Origin of the sequence: Bartonella bilalgolemi (assembly GCF_023500045.1) — a bacterium.
Taxonomy (GTDB): Bacteria; Pseudomonadota; Alphaproteobacteria; order Rhizobiales; family Rhizobiaceae; genus Bartonella; species Bartonella bilalgolemii.
In genome coordinates this window covers 38,955-56,982 of the sequence record NZ_JAMCOF010000003.1, presented here as the reverse complement: position 1 = coordinate 56,982, position 18,028 = coordinate 38,955, and the positions used below count along the sequence as shown (strand labels likewise).

Here is an 18,028-nt window from a genome sequence, read left to right as displayed (position 1 = left end):
TATTTATAAGAGCTACTAATACGGGAATTAGAATTGTTTCGTCTCCCACGTGGTTATACGCTCACCAGTCTGTGGATCTTTACTATCTTTTAAGAAGATCCCCCCTGCTGCAAGCTCATCACGAATTTTATCCGCAGCTGCCCACTCCTTATTATGGATAAGACAAAGCCTTTCAGCAATACGCTGATCAATAAATTGTAAATCAAAATGCATTTTGCCAATGAAAAGTGGACATTCTTTTTCCTTAACTAACTCCTGTCGCAATAACCCCAAAAAATCCATACCACGTGCAAGAGCTGCAACATTGTGTTTTTTATAAAATTTTCTTAAAATAGTAATTGTATTCCAAGTATTAAGATCATTACTTAACGATTTAATTAAAGAAGAATCAACGGATTGGTTATCATCCAAACACCATTTTTCACTACGAAGTAATTCATACCAACGATACAACTCATTACTGGACTGTTCTAAACGCTGCATTGTCCAATTTAAAGGCTCTCGATAATGTGTTTGTAACATCGAAAAACGTATAGATAAACCAGCCCAGATCCGTTTTACTTCGTCTGATAAAATACCCGAAAACTCGAAAAAATCATGCTGTAAGAGTGAACGAATAGTGACGAAATTCCCAAGACTTTTAGACATTTTTTTACCTTCAATTTGCAAAAAACCATTATGCATCCAAAAATTAGCCATTCGTTCTGTCCCAAAAACTGAACAACTTTGCGCAATTTCATTTTCATGATGAGGAAAAATCAAATCAATACCACCACCATGAATATCAAAAATATTTGCAGTTGGATCCTCACAAAAAAAACCACCACCATAAGGAGATAACAACTTCGCCATTGACATTGCTGAACACTCAATATGCCAACCAGGACGACCTAAAACAGAAATTCCTGCTGGTGATGTCCAGCCTGGTTCTCCTTGAGCGGAAGGTTTCCACAAAACAAAATCCATTTCTTCCTTTTTATAAGAAGCCACTTCTATGCGTGCCCCCGCTCTCATTTCGTCAAGCGACCGTTTTGCAAACATACCATAACGAGGCTTATCTCCCATACTGCTGACAGAAAATAATATATGATTGTCCGCTATATAAGCATAGCCCTTTTCAAGAAGCCTTTCAATCAAAGACCGTATTTCCTCCAAATGATCCGTTGCGCGCGGTTGACTGGTCGGTGGCAAACAACCAAGCGTCAATGTATCTTGCTGAAATTGATAAGATGTATGCTCTGTTAATTGATGAATAGCATCGTTAAGTTCCAGATTGGGATACTGAAAAGCTGCTTTTGCATTAATTTTATCATCCACATCAGTGATATTACGAGCATATATAACATGGTTCTCACCATAAACATGACGTAATAAACGAAATAAAACATCAAAAACAATAACAGGACGAGCATTACCGATATGAGCGTAATCGTAAACTGTTGGACCGCAAACATAAAGGCGTACTTTAGTAGCATCGATCGGTATAAAATCCTCTTTTTTCCGTGTCAGCGTATTATAAAACCGCAACTCTCCCATCATCACACTCCATTCGTGATACTTCTTAGCCATTCCTTTAAAAATTGTTTACATCATCGCACTAATAGCACTGTTTGAAAAGAAATATTGCTCTGTTGCGTTTACTGCTAACATCAATTTTTTCAATATAATATAAAAAAAAAATAGTAATAAATGCTCATTAGCAAACACACTAACTATGCAGACTCAAAAAATTAAAACAAATCAAACTGTTCATTGTTTTGACTATCGGATAAATTAGCTATTTGATTTAGTAAAAGATATAGCTTCAAAAATATCTGCTAACATATAAATTGTCTTATTAACTTTATTTGAAATAGGATAAAACTCAAAATCATCATATACTGAACCTAGCATAAGGTTCAATAACATCATTTCCCTTGAACGAGAACAATCAAGCTACTACACAATAAATGTAATTGAAAATAAAAACTACACATACATTTTTTATAAAATTCAAAATTATTTTCTTTTGTTTTTCAATAAAGAGATATCTATCTTATGCTAAAAACAATAATCTGTTTTTATTCAATAATCCGTTTTTATTAATGAAGCAAAATCATTCTATTCGTTATGAGCAAATATTAACTGCCTTTATCTATTAGATAATAATTTCCATCAAGATAGAATGATGAACAAGAAATACTCTGTAATCTTATGGAGAAAAGAACATTGATTGTATAAAAAACAAATATTCTAAAATACTCAATTTATATTTCATGATTATTTTCTTACGTCTATCATGCCCTAAATACTTATTGGACATCTATAACGAATAAGAATGAGTGGGCTATTTTCTGACTCTATTTATCAAAATATAGTCCGTAATAAAACTCCTTTATCCATTATTGATAATTCATAAAGATACTGTTAAAAGAAAGCAATAAGAATAATGAATAATATATTGATAAATATTATTTTTTTAATTTTTTTCTTAATTCCAACACCAACCTTTGCACAACAATTTCCACCCTATTATATCAAATTTTTACGATTAGCAGAAATTTTAGGATCTCTGCATTATCTACGTAATCTTTGTAGCAATCCAACAAATCAATGGTATGACCACATGGTTGCATTGATTGAAGCAGAAAAACCAACACCACAAATACGTGCTCACCTATATGAAACGTTTAATGCAGCTTACAGCGCTTTTTCAGAAAATTATCATCGTTGTACAGATTCAGCAATCGAAGCAGATCAAAGATATGTAAAAGAAGGCAATGCTTTATCTACAAGTTTACTTAAGCATTTCAATAGTGAAAACTAGAAAACAAATCGATAGATTCCTTATTTAACTGACATAAGCAATCCCAAAAAATAAACTAGCCTATGAAAATATAAGAAATTTATTGCTGATAAACATGATTTTATGCTATCCTTTTATTATAGATCTCTATAATCTCTAGATTTTTCTTAATTTTCTCTCTCTTGATTGACTTTACCCGGAACTTTTATTACTAGGGAATGCGTTTTATCCGGAATCCTTAGGACCATAAAGATATACCTATAATAAAATAATAATTATCTTATGATTTTCTGAGAGAAGCCAAATTTTAAATTTTCAAATCTCGCCAACTTGTCAAATGAAGTATGAGATAATTACTTCTTAAAGTATACTATTAGCTACAGAAGCAATTTCATTAAACTGTTCTTGCAGATCATCATCATTACAACAAGAAAGTAATACCGTAATAATTATTACTTCTAGCAAAGTAATTTAAAAAACAATCCTACTATCCCATACATCCTTTTCTAGCGACTATGAGCATTACTCCGTAGCCGATTTGTTTTACAGACACAATATTCGTTTTATTGAGAAATAATATAAAAAATTAAAAGAAACAATTGGCAAACAGAATGTACTTTAATAAAAGCACATTTTAAAATCCCATTCCTATTATAAGCTTTTTATATAAATAAAATTAATATATTCTATTGCATAATAACTTAATTGAATATTTTGAATTGCAAAATTATGCAATAATACTTATCCATTTGTAAATGGTACTACAATAAGACTTCTGTAAATTTAACAGGCTCACCTTGCGAAGATGTAACAATTTCACCTTCCCACATAACTCGCATACCACGGATAATTGTCCCCACTGGCCATCCTTTTACCTTTTTACCATCATAGGGTGTCCAACCAGCACGTGAACCAACTAATGTATTTGTAATAATTTCCTGACGTTTAAGATCAACAATAGTTAAGTCAGCATCATATCCAACAGCAATACGCCCTTTACAGCTTATACCAAAAACCCGATTAGGACCATGCGAAGTAAGATCAACAAAACGCTCAAGAGATATTTTCCCTGCATTAACATGGGTAAGCATAATTGCTGCTGTTGTCTGTACACCTGTTATCCCTGAAGGAGATAAGGGATAAGGCTTATATTTCTCTTCAAGCGTGTGCGGAGCATGATCAGAACCTAAAATATCGATAATACCTTGCTGAACCCCATACCAAAGACCTTCACGATGACGTTTTTCGCGAATAGGTGGATTCATCTGGATAAATGTACCAAACCGTTGATAATCATCAGCGCTTAAAGTCAAATGATGATGCGTAACTTCAACTGTTGCTATGTCTTTATACTCTTTCAAAAACTCAACTTCTTCCGCTGTAGAAAGATGTAATATATGGATACGTGCTCCTGTTTCACGTGCGATTTTAACTAAACGCTGTGTACATTGTAAAGCCGTAGCCTCATCACGCCAAACTGGATGTGATAACACATCCTCTGTAACACAAAAAGCTTTACGTTCTTTAAGCCGTGCTTCATCTTCAGAATGAAAAGCTATGCGACGGCGTGTATTTTGCAAAATAAGACGCACACTTCTATCATCCTCCACGAGAAGATCACCTGTCGATGATCCCATAAATACTTTAATGCCAGCAACACCAGGAAGTTTTTCTAATTCTGCTAATTCATAAATATTATCACGTGTTGCTCCAACCCAAAATGCATAATCACAATGCATCCGATGAAATCCACGTTTAATCTTATCATTCAGAGCTTCTTTCGATATCGTTAATGGATTGGTATTTGGCATTTCAAATACTGCTGTAACTCCCCCTAAAACAGCAGAACGAGAACCACTTTCCAGATCTTCCTTATATTCCTTACCCGGTTCACGAAAATGAACTTGGCTGTCAATTATACCAGGCAAAATATGAAGTCCTGTACAATCAATTACCTCTCCACCAGATGCGCGTGTGAGATCACCAATTTCAACAATACGACCACTCACAACACCAATATCGCGCTTACTGCTACCATCATGATTAACGAGCGTTGCGCCTTTAAAAATTGTATCAAATGTTTTAAACATAGCCATGCTCCTTGTATATCGCTTCTCCATCGTTATGTAACTCTGAGCAGAAAGGCAAGAACCATGATTGAAAAACAGAATGCCATAAATTTAAAAAACCGTAAAATTATTAAAGTTATAGGTGAAGAAGCAACAGATTTTCTGCAAGCTCTTATTACTACAGATGTAACAAAAATAAACTCACGGGAGCTCTTTCCTGGTGCTCTATTATCCCCACAGGGAAAGGTTATCGCTGATTTTCTTATTGGCAAAATAGACCAAAACTATATGATTGATATTGCGGCTTCCTTAGCTGATACTTTTCATAAGCGTCTTATCCTCTACAGGCTTCATAAAAAAATAGAAATTATACAACCACTACAAGAAATTATAAATGTTTTTTGGCAAAATGAATTAGATAGTTTAAATTTTAATTTAAGTTTTATAGATAAGCGATTTCCAAAGAAGGAAAAAGTAGTACGAACTTATGGAAAAATTCCTTTTCTTATTCCAGAGTATAATACTTATTGGGATCTAATTCGTATCCATTATGGGATAGCAGAAAGTGATCAAGATTATGAAATAGGTAAAGTCTTTCCTCATGATATTAATTATGATCAAATTCATGGACTTTTCTTCAATAAGGGATGTTATATTGGACAAGAGGTTATTTCACGAATGCATCACCGCAGAACAGCTCGCCGCCGTTTTTTAGTGGTCAAAAGCCAATATCCCTTAACCTCAGGCTCTACCGTTAAAGCAGGTACAAAAATACTGAGTCAATTAAGAACATGTGTCAAAAATGAAGCTTTAGCCTTAATGCGTATTGATCATGTCAAAGAAGCTATGGAAAAAAATCTTCAATTTACAGTAGATGATATTCCTGTAACAATTAATATTGCTGAAAATATGAATTTTACCTTCCCTAAAAGCTCCGTAGAGACTGACTAATGGCTAAAGCTGACTTATCACAAGATGGAACAACGCGTGCATGGCAAAGAATGCTTTCTGGTCGACGACTTGATTTACTTAATCCTTCTCCTTTTGATATTGAAATTGAAGATATTGCCCATGGCCTCGCTCGCGTTGCACGTTGGAACGGACAAACAAAAGGAGAATATGCTTATTCTGTCGCACAACATTCACTTTTGGTCGAACAAATATTTCAGAAACTTTTCCCAAAATCCTCCAATGAAGAATGTCTTTTTGCTCTTCTTCACGATGCACCAGAATATGTTATAGGCGATATAATCTCACCGTTTAAAGCTGTGATAGGAAAACATTATGAGCGCGTAGAAAAACGTATACAAGATATCATTCACATACGCTTTTCCCTACCCGTCAATCCACCTCAAAAGATCCTAAAAAAAATCAAACAAGCTGATCGCATCGCTGCTTTCTATGAAGCCACCTCTCTTGCTGGTTTTAGTAAAGAAGAAGCTCTTCGTTATTTTGGTCATCCAAGTAATATTTTACCTAATGGACTCAATTTACAACCATGTTCCACGCAACAAATTGAAAACGCCTTTTTAATTCGTTTTAATGATCTCGATGTTCAAAGGTCATATTCTGGTTGCTGATTTTTTGTCATAACTGAAAAAATATAAAATTTCTTACTATCAGACGGCCATTACTTTGGTGAAGTATTAAGATTCTATCGTATCTCTCCCTTGAATCTCTTCATCTTTTTGTAGAATTTCCTTTTTAAACTCAATTTATTTGAGCTTGTAGACCTCTGAATCAGCTGGAAAAATGCGTGATTTAACATCATTCGAATAATTTCTAATTGCTGTATCCATCGCTTGCTCGAAAACACCATAACGACGCACAAATTTAGGTACATAAGTACCATAACCTAACATATCTTCCATCACCAAAACCTGTCCATCACACAGATTAGACGCACCAATACCAATAGTAGGAATAGAAAGATTCTCTGTAAGTTTTACCGCCAATGGCTCTACCACCCCTTCCACAACAACAGAAAAAGCACCTGCCATTTCAATAGCTGTAGCATCCGCTTCAATTTGTGACCAATCATTTTTATTACGCCCTTGCGTCTTAAAACCGCCAAAACGATTCACCGCTTGTGGTGTGAGACCAATATGACCCATAACTGGAATACCACGATTACATAAAAAACTAATTGTTTCTGACATATAAGCACCACCTTCAAGCTTCACTGCACCACATCCTGTTTCTGCAATAATACGGGATGCATTAGTAAAAGCTTGTTCTGGACTTTGCTCATAAGAACCAAAAGGCATATCGACAACAACAAGAGCTCGTTTAGAGCTACGCACAACAGCTTGTCCATGCAAAATCATCATATCCACACTTACAGGGAGCGTTGTATCAAACCCATATACAACCATACCAACGCTGTCACCAACCACAAGCACATCACAATGTGAATCAGCAATCCGAGCGCTATAAGCCTGATAAGCTGTTAAAGCAACAATAGGTTCTTGTTTTTTTCTCGAACGTATTTCAGAAGCAGTAATACGCTTTATATCTTTATGAAAACTCATTTTTCAGCCTCTTTATTGTAATATATATTGATCAATAAGTCTAACTTCACCAAAGCAAACCGTAAGCAACAAAACCGCAGACGTATTTAATTCCTTTTTAATCACGCACAAAGTTTCTACATCACGTAAATCTATTGACTCAATAACAGCACGTGGTTCTTTTTGTAAAACAGAGCGGACAACTTCACACAATTTATCAACAGATCGTTCACCTTGCTCATAAAGTTTCTTAACGGCTTTAAGGCTTTCAGGAATAATTTTCGCAGCTTTGCGATCTTCTAATGTCAAAAGTTTATTGCGTGAAGAACTAGCAACTCCATCTGCATCACGTAAAATAGGAACACCGACAATTTCAACAGGAAAAGCCAAATCTTTAACCATACGACGGATAATCAAAAGCTGTTGAAAATCTTTTTCCCCAAAAAAAGCTTTATCTGGTTGAACAATATTAAAAAGTTTAGCAACAACACTGGTTACACCACAAAAATGTCCTGGACGTAATTTTCCCATCAAAATACGTGATAATTTTTCTACTTCTACAATTGTCTCATTGCCTAGCGGCCACATTTCTTCTACAGAAGGCACAAAAACATACTCAACATTTGCTCTTTTCAATAAAGAGCAATCTCCTTCTAGATCTCTCGGATATATATTAAAATCCTCATGTCGACTAAATTGCTTGGGATTAACAAATATAGAAACCACTATACGATCGCACATTGCCCGTGCCTGTCGCACCAATGCAAGATGGCCCTCATGCAACGCCCCCATAGTTGGTACAAAACCAATTGACAGCCCTAAACGTCGCTCCTCTCTGAGGTATTGACGCAACTCAACAATTGTTTGCAAAGTTTGCATTCTATCTACTTTCACAAAATCAAAACGTTGACATTTCCATACAAAACCGCCGTTCAAACAATTGTACCAAACTAACACGTAAAGACGGCTGTTTTATACCTCTCGCCTCCCAAACATAGCGTGTTAAAAAAAAACCTGTCAAAATTAGTCCTTTGTTTATATCACTAAAATCAACAGGACAAATGGTTTTTTGTACAAGAAATTGCGGTAAAAGTAAAAGCTTATCTTTCCAAGGGCGTCCTATTTCCTCACATACAGCACGTCCCGATTTTGGAGAAACATAACAAAGTTTTTCTTGACGACCTGTTACAGCACAACAGGACAAATCGAGTCCAAAACCAAGTTCTTCAAGCAGTAGAAGCTCAAAACGTACAAGTAATTCAGCATTTACAAATGGATCATCAAAATTTTGCATAAAAAAAGATAACATATCATACAAAACAGGATGAGGATCACGCTCAGGAAGAAGCCGTAAATGAGAAACCATCAATTGCAGGGAATAAAGTGCCTCTGGTAAAACTATCAATCTTGAAGCATGCAAATCAAGTGCTTCAAGCCTAAATAATCCTAAATGTTCATCTAAACGTGCCCACCATTCAGCTTCAACAAAATTTCCAGGCTGAAGGAGAGGAGCCATACGACGAGAACGTCCACCTTTTACAATTCCCATATAGCGACCATGCTGTCGCGTCATAATTTCAAGAATAACGTTTGTTTCACCATGTTGGCGTGTGCCGAGAATGATAGCTTGTTCTTTCCATTTCATCGCATTAAAAAAAATCCAATCCCATTTCGCGATAACGCTCTGGGTTTGAGTCCCAATTATCACGCACTTTCACAAATATAAAAAGATGAACCTTCTGTCCTATGATATCCATTAATTCTTTACGTGCTGCCTGACCAATAGCTTTAATAGTGCTACCCTTTGTTCCTAAAACAATTTTTTTCTGATTATCACGTTCTACATAAATGACTTGATTAATTTTAACCGAACCATTTGCACACTCTTCCCAATTTTCTGTTTCAACTGTTGAAGAATAAGGAAGTTCTTGATGGAGACGAAGAAAAAGTTTTTCACGCGTAATTTCAGCAGCAAGCTGACGCATAGGCATGTCAGAAATTTGATCTTCTGGATAATACCATGGCCCCTCCTGCATAATTGTACTAAGATAATGCAGCAAATCCTTACACCCAGAACCATTTAAAGCTGAAATCATAAATGTCTGCAAAAAACTCACTCGTTCATTCACTTTAGCGGTTAATGCCAAAAGAGATGATTTAACAACCGTATCAATTTTATTCAGAACAAGAACTTTATCCTGTTCAACACTTTTTAAAATATCTAACATTGCATTAACTTCATCTGAAAGACCACTCTGGGCATCAATGAGAACCAAAAGAATATCAGCATTCTTCGCACCACCCCAAGCAGCTGAAACCATAGCTCGCTCTAATCGTTTATGAGGACGAAAAACACCTGGTGTATCAATCAGAATAATTTGGCTCTTATCATAAATTACAATACCACGAATTAAAGTTCGTGTTGTTTGTACTTTATGTGTTACAATTGAGACTTTCGTTCCAACTAACTGATTAACTAACGTTGACTTTCCTGCATTAGGCACACCAATGAGAGCAACAAAACCTGAACGCGTTTTAATAAGATCATTCATGATTATGTTTCCCCTCTATTTCCCATATACCTTCACGTCGCAAGATTCTTTCAGCAGCGTCTCTCTCGGCTTGACGTTTAGAACTACCCCGCCCTATCTCAGGTGCATAACCACAAATACTTACCTCAACTACAAAAATCGGATCATGATCTGGGCCATAACGCTGTACAACCTGGTAATGAGGTTGTGCACTATCTTGTGTATGAGCCCATTCCTGTAACTCCGTTTTGGCATCACGTCGACCAGCATTCATCTTCTTTGCTCGATCTTGCCAGTATCTTTGAATGACAGGTCGAACACTTTCTAAACCTCCGTCAAGATATATTACAGCGATTAAGGCTTCAATAACATCGGCATGCATATTAGCTAACCGACGACCTTCTAAGTTTTTCATTTCACAACCAACATAAACCATATCGGGTAATCCCATTTCTAATGCAATATCGGCACATGTTTGCGCATTTACCAAACCATTTAAACGTACGGATAATTCACCTTCACTTGCTTGTGGAAAAATTTTATAAAGCATTTCAGCAATCAAAAGCCCAAGAACTCGATCACCTAAAAATTCTAACCTCTCATAATTACCATTCTCTGAACTTTGCACACTGGAATGCGTTAATGCTCTTTTTAATCTATCTACATCTTTAAAACTATGCCCTGTCAGCTTTTCCAGCTGATCAATAACGTGATACTTCATCACCGAATTCCTACTTATTTATCAAGCGGAAAATAGTGAAGAGCATGAATGAAAGAAAATAAACGATCCCAACGTACATCAAATGGCCAACGCCAAATCTGCCACGCACTAGAACCATTACTAATAGAGAAAAAAATCAAATTGGCTCTGCCAATAAGATTCTCATCCGGAACATATCCTACACTCAAACGGCTATCATCTGAATTATCACGATTATCACCCATCACAAAATAATGTCCTGGTGGAACCTCAAAAACCTTTGTATCATCAACCTGAGGAACAAACCCTAAATTAAGCGTATCGTAACTTACGCCATTAGACATTGTTTCGCGATAAACATCAACAGGGTAACTAACCTCTGTCACATCAGGATTATCAATCTTCCCCATAAACTGACGTGGAACAGCTTCACCATTGATATAGATAACACTTTGACGAACTTGAACACGATCACCGGGTAATCCAATAACACGTTTAATATAATCAATATCCGGATTGCTCGGTAAACGAAAAACCAAAACATCCCCACGCTTAGGCTGAGATGCCCAAATCCGTCCTGAAAAAATAGGAGGAGAGAAAGGTATAGAAAAACGAGAATACCCATATGCATATTTAGAAACAAAAAGATAATCCCCCACTAACAAAGTAGGACGCATTGAACCAGAAGGAATAGTAAAAGGCTGAAAAAAAAGTGTACGAATAATCCCAGCCAAAAACAAAGCTTGTATCAAAACAGAAAAAAATTCAATAATTTCACTTTTTTTATCTTTTTTTTTCATTTTTTCTTCTTGCTTCATCCTGTACTACCTTTTTATAGATAAAACTTATTTTGTCATCATAATGCCCAAATAATAAAAGCGCAATCTCTCACGCAACTATACACATGGAAGTGCTTCTATAATAACAAACGCCTGCGCCCAAGGAAAATCATCTGTTATACTGAGATGTATCATCACCTCATGGTGAGGAGGTAATAGTTCTTTTAATCGCTCGCGCGCGCAATTCGTTAATCTCATAGTAGGTTTACCAGATGGTAAATTAACTACCCCCATATCTTTCCAACTAACACCACAAGCAACCCCTGTTCCTAACGCTTTAGCGCACGCTTCTTTAGCAGCAAATCTTTTAGCATAGGAACTAGATCGGTGATAGAGACTTTCAGATTTTTCTTGTTCAACATCTGTAAAAATACGCCGTATAAAACGGCCACCATAGCGAACCAACATCCTCTCAATCCGCCTTATATCAACCATATCATTGCCAAGACCAATAATCATAAATATTACCTAAGCTTTTTTGCTTTGAACATCTTTTTTGATAGCGATTTTTTTTGAAAATGGATTATTGTTCTGTAAACGCCTATATAAGACAAACTACCAAAAATAACACCTAAAAACATTCCACCCACAAACATCGGTATCATAATCAAATCCCATGTTTCCCCAAAAAATGACCATGCTTGCGAAAACGTCAAATCACCTAACATAGTGCGAATTTGTGAAAAAGAAATTTCATCTTCATTACCAAAAAACAATAAAAATAGGCGACCCACTTTATAATCAGCCATAATAATAAGTAAAAATGTCAATGGATTAGAAAAAACAGTCCCGATAATTGCTGCAGCAAAATTACCCTGTAAAACCCAAGAAAAAAATACTGCTAAAATAATGTGCAACCCCAAAAGAGGTGAACAGGCTGCAAAAATACCAATAGAGAACCCCAACGCCACTTCATGAGGCGTTGCTGATATACGTAAAATACGTTTACGTATATAATAAAATAAACGACACAAGCTAAACTTACGTCGAATACGCTCTCCAAAATTCATCGGTGTTCGATAACTAAAAAACATATGGTTACTCATATATATCTTGTACACACTAAATAATACTTATATTTTATGTTATTCAAGTTTATTTTATCAAGCATTTTCATAGAAAAATTAATAAAAATCAAATATTTCGGCTCCCTGGCTTAATAGCTGGAAGTCTAGCAAGCTCAGGAGGTACAGCATTAGCATCATAGGATGCAATTTCATACTCAGCAAGTGAAATGAGGGGAACTCCTACATTAACCTTACCGCCAGACCGATCAAGAATACATGCACTTGCTATCACATTGGCTTTTGCTTCAACCAATGCTTCAATGGTCTCACGAATAGAAAGACCAGTTGTTATAATATCTTCAACAATAACAACCCGTGCATCTTTTTCAATTGCAAAGCGATGTAATTGGAATATACCATTCACACGCTCTACCCAAATAGAAGGAACACAAAGATGACGTGAAGTCTCGTACGAAGGAATAAGACCACCAATTGCAGGCCCAACTATGTAATCAATTTTTCCTTCCACATATTTCTTAATTTTTTTAGCCAAAGCGTAACACAACTTTTCGGTAAGATCAGCATGCATAAACACTCTTGCCTTCTGTAAATAAGTAGCACTATGACGGCCTGATGTTAAAATAAAATGCCCTTCTAAAATGGCATCTGCTTGTCTGAAAATATTAATCACATCTTGTGTATTCATTGCAAAATCTCTTTCACCCATAAACCCGATGTACCATATTCACTGATCTTGCTCTTTTTAACTGAGAAAAGATACAATTTAAATGTTTTAAATCCCAAACCTCAAGATCAATGATAATTTCTGTAAAATCTATCGCCTTATGAACACAAGATAAATTTTCAATATTGGCATCATTTGCAAAAATGATCTGAGTAATTTCAGCTAAAGAACCAGGATTATTTACAGCCACAATATTGATTCGAGCAGGAAAACGTTCATTCATCTTAGAATCAATATCCCAGCGTACATCAATCCACCGTTCTGGCTGATCAGCATAAGCCATTAAAGCCGAAGATTGTATCGGATAAATAATAATACCTGCACCCGGCTGCATAATACCAATAATTTGATCTCCCGGCACAGCTCCCTCAGGAGAAAATTGTACTGGAATATCCCCTTTTGTACCTTGAATAGGTAATACTCTATACTTATGTCCCCTCTTTAAATTTTTGCTTTTTTTATTCTCAAGAATTTTAAAAATCATATCTTGAGCATTTTCAATATTAAACCAACTTCTCTCCCTAAACTTAAACGATGGCTTTCTCACCACAGAATGATCTTGATAATTTGGATAAACTGCTTTCACCACATCTATAGCAGCTAATTCACCACGCCCAACAGCTGCTAAAACGTCGTTCACGTCCTTACGCGCTAGACGTGGTAAAATTTGCTTAAGCATATCTTGCGAAAATTGTTTTCCCGCACATTCAAATGAACGTTCAAGAATACGGCATCCCAAACCTGAATATTGCTTATGTATTGCTGAACGTGTTGCTCGACGAATTGCAGAACGTGCCTTACCTGTTACAACGAGCGATTCCCATGCTGCTGGTGGAGATTGAGTCTGCGAACATATAATATTAACTTCATCACCATTTTTTAATTTGGTCATTATAGGCATAATACGACCATTGATTTTTACTCCCACACAAGAATTACCAATATCGGTATGTACTGCATAAGCAAAATCAATAGGTGTAGCACCTTTTGGAAATGCAATTAGCTGCCCTTTCGGCGTAAAACAGAAAACCTGATCATGAAAAAGCTCAAGTTTTGTATATTCTAGGAACTCTTCTGGATTATGGCCGTCTGACAAAGATTGAATTGTTTGACGCAACCATGCATAAGCATTAGTCTCACTTGATAATCTTGATGTTGAATAATCAGAACCATGATCTTTATAAATGGCATGTGCAGCAACACCATATTCAGCAATCCTATCCATTGCACCAGTTCTAATTTGTAATTCAATGCGTTGCCCTGAAGGCCCAACAATTGTTGTATGAATTGAACGATAATCATTTTGTTTAGGTATAGAAATATAGTCCTTAAAACGCCCAGGAACCATCGGCCATGTAGTGTGTATAATACCAAGAGCACGATAACAATCATCCACGCTCTCAACAATTACACGAAACCCAAAAATATCAGATAATTGTTCAAAAGATAAAATCTTGCTTTCCATTTTACGAAAAATTGAATAAGATTTTTTCTGACGGCTTTTAACATTGGCTTTAATACCGTTTTTTAAAAAAAGTTTTGTCAATTCTTTTTCAATTGTGGAAAGCAAATCGCGATTGCGCACTGATAATTCTGAAAGCCTATCAGTAATAGTACGATAACCCTCTGGATTTAAATAAAAAAAAGAAAGATCCTCTAGCTCTTCACGCATATCTTGCATACCCATACGGCCAGCAAGCGGCGCATAAATATCCATTGTCTCTTCAGCAATCCAGCGACGCTTATCATCACGCATAACATCAAGGGTACGCATATTATGAAGACGATCTGCCAATTTAACTAAAAGAACACGAATATCATCAGAAACAGCAATAAGAAGTTTACGAAGATTTTCTGCTTGCACAGCTTTCTTCGATACAAGATCAAGCTTATTAAGCTTTGTAAGTGCCTCAACTAATTTACCAATTTCAGATCCAAAAAGTTGATCAATTTCTGCTCTTGTAGCATTTGTATCCTCAATTGTATCATGTAAAAGAGCGACAGCAATTGTTGCTTCATCTAAATGCATATCCGTTAAGATAGCAGCAACTTCTAAAGGATGAGAAAAATAAAGATCACCTGAAGCACGCTTTTGATGGCGGTGCTTTCGCATTGCATAAACATAGGCTTTATTTAATAAAGCCGCATCTACGTCAGGCTTGTAACGCTGCACACGCTCAACCAGCTCACACTGACGCATCATATAGATATATCCTCAGAAATTTTGTAATTAAATTATTATTGAATACCCTACTAATAAAAGAAAAAATAAATCTACCAAATTATAATCTATGTATTACTTTTTCAATAAGATATGGTCATTAATAATCATCATTTTTCTCTGGCACAACTAAACTTTCAATACCTGCCAAAAGCTCTTCTTCTGACATGTAATCAAATGAACCATTACTCGCTTCTGATGAAGAGCCCAAAATATCTCCGGATTCACCTGAGTGAGAAATAAACTCCATTGTTCCCTCTGGTTCATCGACTTCCACATGCTTTTGTAAAGAATGAATAAGATCTTCTTTTAAATCAGCAGGTGATAAAGTTTTATCTGCTATTTCACGTAAAGCAACAACTGGATTTTTATCATTATCACGATCAATGGTAATTTGTGCACCTTGTGAAATCTGACGAGCCCGGTGCCCAGCTAAAAGCACCAACTCAAAACGATTATCAACTTTATCAATACAATCTTCTACTGTTACACGGGCCATTTATGTCCCTTTCTTCAAGGTTCAAAAATTAACGATTGTTGCAGAGTATATACAATAATCAAAACAAAAAACAAGAAAAACAACATATACCTTATTACTTTTTTCTCAATACCCCAAAACTCTTTAAAAAATTTAAGTTTACAAAGACACTGAAATCCATAAATTTTTGAAAACAAAATAATCTCAAACTATTGCATTCTTAATAACACAGTGATTATCATAATTAAAGAAAATGAATTGTACAAAAAAATAAGCGCGTTTATCAAAAAAATTACAATATAAACATAAACGCATTGCTATAATTCCTTCTCTCTACATTCTATAAAGATTTACTTAAAATATAATGAAAACTGATAGCATACTGCAGCTAAAAAACTAACTGCAGAGAAGAAAGCTTTAATCAACTTAATTAATATAATAGACTACTATAAAACACTATATTAAAAGGCTATTAGGCATAAATATCTAAACCTTTTGTCAGCGTTAAAATATACCTAATCCACAAGCATCTTTAAAAGATATAGTTTTTTGATCCATAACTATACAAAAAATTAGGTCCACTATAATTAAGGAAATAACATGTCCCTTTTCAGAAGAGAAAAAGCTCAATGAAGTACCCACAACAATACACTACCTAAATACACTACCTGTGAATCTCTAGCTCTAGATTAAGTCATCAACATCACAGATTTTATAGAAAGAGCTTTAAACTCATTTGGTACTATCTCAGTCAATGTATTAGCAATTAATCATAGCAATACATGTTCTCCCTATAATACAATCAGCAAGAAATTCATTTTAATCTATTGTGAAAAAATCTTTGTATACATATTATAAGATCGTTTACAAAGATATACTCTACTGAATATGAAATAAAATAACTTAAAAGATTTTTGATAAAACATAATTGGTACCTGCAATCCATGAATAGTAAATTAACATCATTGTGCCCAGAACCGCCACCAAATTGTAATTTGTGTCCTCGCCTAAACAACTTTATCGCTAACTGGCGTATTAAAGAGCCTCATTGGCACAATGCACCTGTCAGTCCATTTTTCCCTCATAAAGGGGCTGCAACAACACGCCTTCTAATCATCGGACTTGCTCCTGGATTACGTGGAGCAAATCGAACTGGACGCCCTTTCACAGGCGATTATGCTGGACATCTCCTTTATTCCACTTTAAAAAAATTTGGCTTTGCTCAAGGTACCTTTGCAGAAAGAGCAGATGATACCCTCGAGCTCATCGATGCCGCTATTGTTAATTCAGTACGTTGTGTCCCACCAGAAAATAAACCCACTAGCGCTGAAATTAACACTTGTCGGCATTTTTTTTCACCTCTTTTAACAAATCTTCCCCAACTTAAAGCCATCATTACTCTTGGCAGCATTGCTCATAACTCCACTATACGAGCTTTAAACGCAAAAATCTTAGCGCACCCTTTTGGTCACGGAAAAATCAGTGATATTGGTAGACTACGTATTTTTTCAAGTTATCACTGTTCACGCTACAATACTAATACCGGTCGCTTGACAGATACTATGTTTTATCAAGTCTTCCAAGCTGCAAAAATCTATTTAAATCAACGTTGAAATCTCTCTAACCAAGATATGTAAATTTCTTTCCTATTATCCATGCCTTTTCAAAAGTCGTGCCTTTTCACGTCCCCAATCCCGTTTTTTTTCCGTTTCACGTTTATCGTGAAGTTTTTTACCACGCGCCAAAGCAATCTCCAATTTAACACGCCCCCGCTCATTAAAATAAAGTTTAAGTGGAGTAATCGTCATGCCCTCACGAGAAGTTGCATTAAAGAAACGTGCCATTTCACGCTTTGAAAGTAATAATTTACGTAAACGACGTGCCTCATGATTAAAACGATTCGCCTGTGTATATTCAGGAATATGAGAATTAATCAACCATAATTCCCCCTTTTCAAAGCTAGCATAACTTTCAGAAATGTTAGCATGACTAGAACGTAAAGACTTAACCTCTGTTCCTTGAAGAACAATACCGACCTCAAGAGTATCAAGAATTTCAAAATTGAAACGTGCTTTACGATTATCTGCAATAACTTTTCGTATTGATGCAGTCTTTTTTTTGTTGTTCATGGCTATTTCAACAT

Annotated in this window: 18 protein-coding genes; 4 read left to right on the top strand and 14 right to left on the bottom strand. The window is 35.6% G+C overall.

The window, feature by feature from the left end; genetic code table 11:
• Positions 1-27 precede the first annotated feature (27 nt).
• A complete protein-coding gene (cysS, locus tag M4Z11_RS02605) occupies positions 28-1,536 on the bottom strand; it encodes a cysteine--tRNA ligase (protein ID WP_249676057.1) in 1,509 nt (502 codons plus the stop codon).
• Positions 1,537-2,428: 892 nt separating this feature from the next.
• Here cysS and M4Z11_RS02600 point away from each other — a divergent pair.
• Positions 2,429-2,806 (top strand): TIGR02301 family protein, encoded by a 378-nt coding sequence (locus tag M4Z11_RS02600; protein ID WP_249675832.1) that lies wholly within the window; start codon positions 2,429-2,431, stop codon positions 2,804-2,806.
• Positions 2,807-3,546: 740 nt separating this feature from the next.
• On the opposite strand, the gene M4Z11_RS02595 is transcribed toward M4Z11_RS02600, so the two are convergent.
• Positions 3,547-4,875 (bottom strand): dihydroorotase, encoded by a 1,329-nt coding sequence (locus M4Z11_RS02595; RefSeq protein WP_249675826.1) that lies wholly within the window; start codon positions 4,873-4,875, stop codon positions 3,547-3,549.
• A 63-nt stretch (positions 4,876-4,938) separates the two neighbouring features.
• On the opposite strand from M4Z11_RS02595, the gene ygfZ reads away from it, so the two are divergent.
• Positions 4,939-5,805, top strand: a complete 867-nt coding sequence (gene ygfZ / locus M4Z11_RS02590) for a CAF17-like 4Fe-4S cluster assembly/insertion protein YgfZ (protein ID WP_249675823.1) — start codon at positions 4,939-4,941, stop codon at positions 5,803-5,805.
• The gene (locus M4Z11_RS02585) at positions 5,805-6,434 is read left to right on the top strand and encodes a YfbR-like 5'-deoxynucleotidase (RefSeq protein WP_249675818.1); all 630 of its coding nucleotides are present in this window, start codon (positions 5,805-5,807) and stop codon (positions 6,432-6,434) included. The genes ygfZ and M4Z11_RS02585 overlap by 1 nt, the downstream gene beginning before the upstream one ends.
• 135 nt (positions 6,435-6,569) lie before the next feature.
• Here M4Z11_RS02585 and panB read toward each other — a convergent pair whose 3' ends face one another.
• From panB to rpoZ, 11 genes are all read right to left on the bottom strand, one after another.
• Positions 6,570-7,385 carry a 3-methyl-2-oxobutanoate hydroxymethyltransferase gene (gene panB, locus M4Z11_RS02580; protein WP_249675812.1) on the bottom strand — a complete coding sequence of 272 codons (816 nt, stop codon included), beginning with the start codon at positions 7,383-7,385 and terminating at the stop codon, positions 6,570-6,572.
• A gap of 12 nt (positions 7,386-7,397) precedes the next feature.
• Positions 7,398-8,243 carry a pantoate--beta-alanine ligase gene (gene panC / locus M4Z11_RS02575; RefSeq protein ID WP_249675807.1) on the bottom strand — a complete coding sequence of 282 codons (846 nt, stop codon included), beginning with the start codon at positions 8,241-8,243 and terminating at the stop codon, positions 7,398-7,400.
• A gap of 19 nt (positions 8,244-8,262) precedes the next feature.
• The gene (recO, locus tag M4Z11_RS02570; RefSeq protein ID WP_249675802.1) at positions 8,263-9,009 is read right to left on the bottom strand and encodes a DNA repair protein RecO; all 747 of its coding nucleotides are present in this window, start codon (positions 9,007-9,009) and stop codon (positions 8,263-8,265) included.
• Positions 9,010-9,013: 4 nt separating this feature from the next.
• The gene (gene era, locus M4Z11_RS02565) at positions 9,014-9,916 is read right to left on the bottom strand and encodes a GTPase Era (RefSeq protein ID WP_249675800.1); all 903 of its coding nucleotides are present in this window, start codon (positions 9,914-9,916) and stop codon (positions 9,014-9,016) included.
• The gene (gene rnc, locus M4Z11_RS02560; RefSeq protein WP_249675797.1) at positions 9,909-10,616 is read right to left on the bottom strand and encodes a ribonuclease III; all 708 of its coding nucleotides are present in this window, start codon (positions 10,614-10,616) and stop codon (positions 9,909-9,911) included. The genes era and rnc overlap by 8 nt, the downstream gene beginning before the upstream one ends.
• Before the next feature lie 14 nt (positions 10,617-10,630).
• Positions 10,631-11,413, bottom strand: coding sequence for a signal peptidase I (gene lepB / locus M4Z11_RS02555; RefSeq protein WP_249675795.1), 783 nt, complete (start codon positions 11,411-11,413; stop codon positions 10,631-10,633).
• A 78-nt stretch (positions 11,414-11,491) separates the two neighbouring features.
• A complete protein-coding gene (gene acpS, locus M4Z11_RS02550) occupies positions 11,492-11,893 on the bottom strand; it encodes a holo-ACP synthase (RefSeq protein ID WP_249675794.1) in 402 nt (133 codons plus the stop codon).
• A gap of 5 nt (positions 11,894-11,898) precedes the next feature.
• Positions 11,899-12,468, bottom strand: coding sequence for a DUF2062 domain-containing protein (locus tag M4Z11_RS02545; RefSeq protein ID WP_249675791.1), 570 nt, complete (start codon positions 12,466-12,468; stop codon positions 11,899-11,901).
• 100 nt (positions 12,469-12,568) lie between these two features.
• On the bottom strand, positions 12,569-13,147 hold the full coding sequence (gene pyrE / locus M4Z11_RS02540; RefSeq protein WP_249675789.1) for an orotate phosphoribosyltransferase: 579 nt from the start codon (positions 13,145-13,147) through the stop codon (positions 12,569-12,571).
• Between the two features lie 13 nt (positions 13,148-13,160).
• Positions 13,161-15,389, bottom strand: coding sequence for a RelA/SpoT family protein (locus M4Z11_RS02535; protein WP_249675787.1), 2,229 nt, complete (start codon positions 15,387-15,389; stop codon positions 13,161-13,163).
• A 118-nt stretch (positions 15,390-15,507) separates the two neighbouring features.
• Positions 15,508-15,906 carry a DNA-directed RNA polymerase subunit omega gene (rpoZ, locus tag M4Z11_RS02530; protein WP_249675785.1) on the bottom strand — a complete coding sequence of 133 codons (399 nt, stop codon included), beginning with the start codon at positions 15,904-15,906 and terminating at the stop codon, positions 15,508-15,510.
• 923 nt (positions 15,907-16,829) lie between these two features.
• On the opposite strand from rpoZ, the gene M4Z11_RS02525 reads away from it, so the two are divergent.
• Positions 16,830-17,498 (top strand): uracil-DNA glycosylase, encoded by a 669-nt coding sequence (locus M4Z11_RS02525; RefSeq protein ID WP_249675782.1) that lies wholly within the window; start codon positions 16,830-16,832, stop codon positions 17,496-17,498.
• 36 nt (positions 17,499-17,534) lie between these two features.
• Here M4Z11_RS02525 and smpB read toward each other — a convergent pair whose 3' ends face one another.
• Complete coding sequence (gene smpB / locus M4Z11_RS02520) at positions 17,535-18,014, bottom strand: SsrA-binding protein SmpB (RefSeq protein WP_249675780.1); 480 nt, start codon at positions 18,012-18,014, stop codon at positions 17,535-17,537.
• Positions 18,015-18,028: the final 14 nt, after the last annotated feature.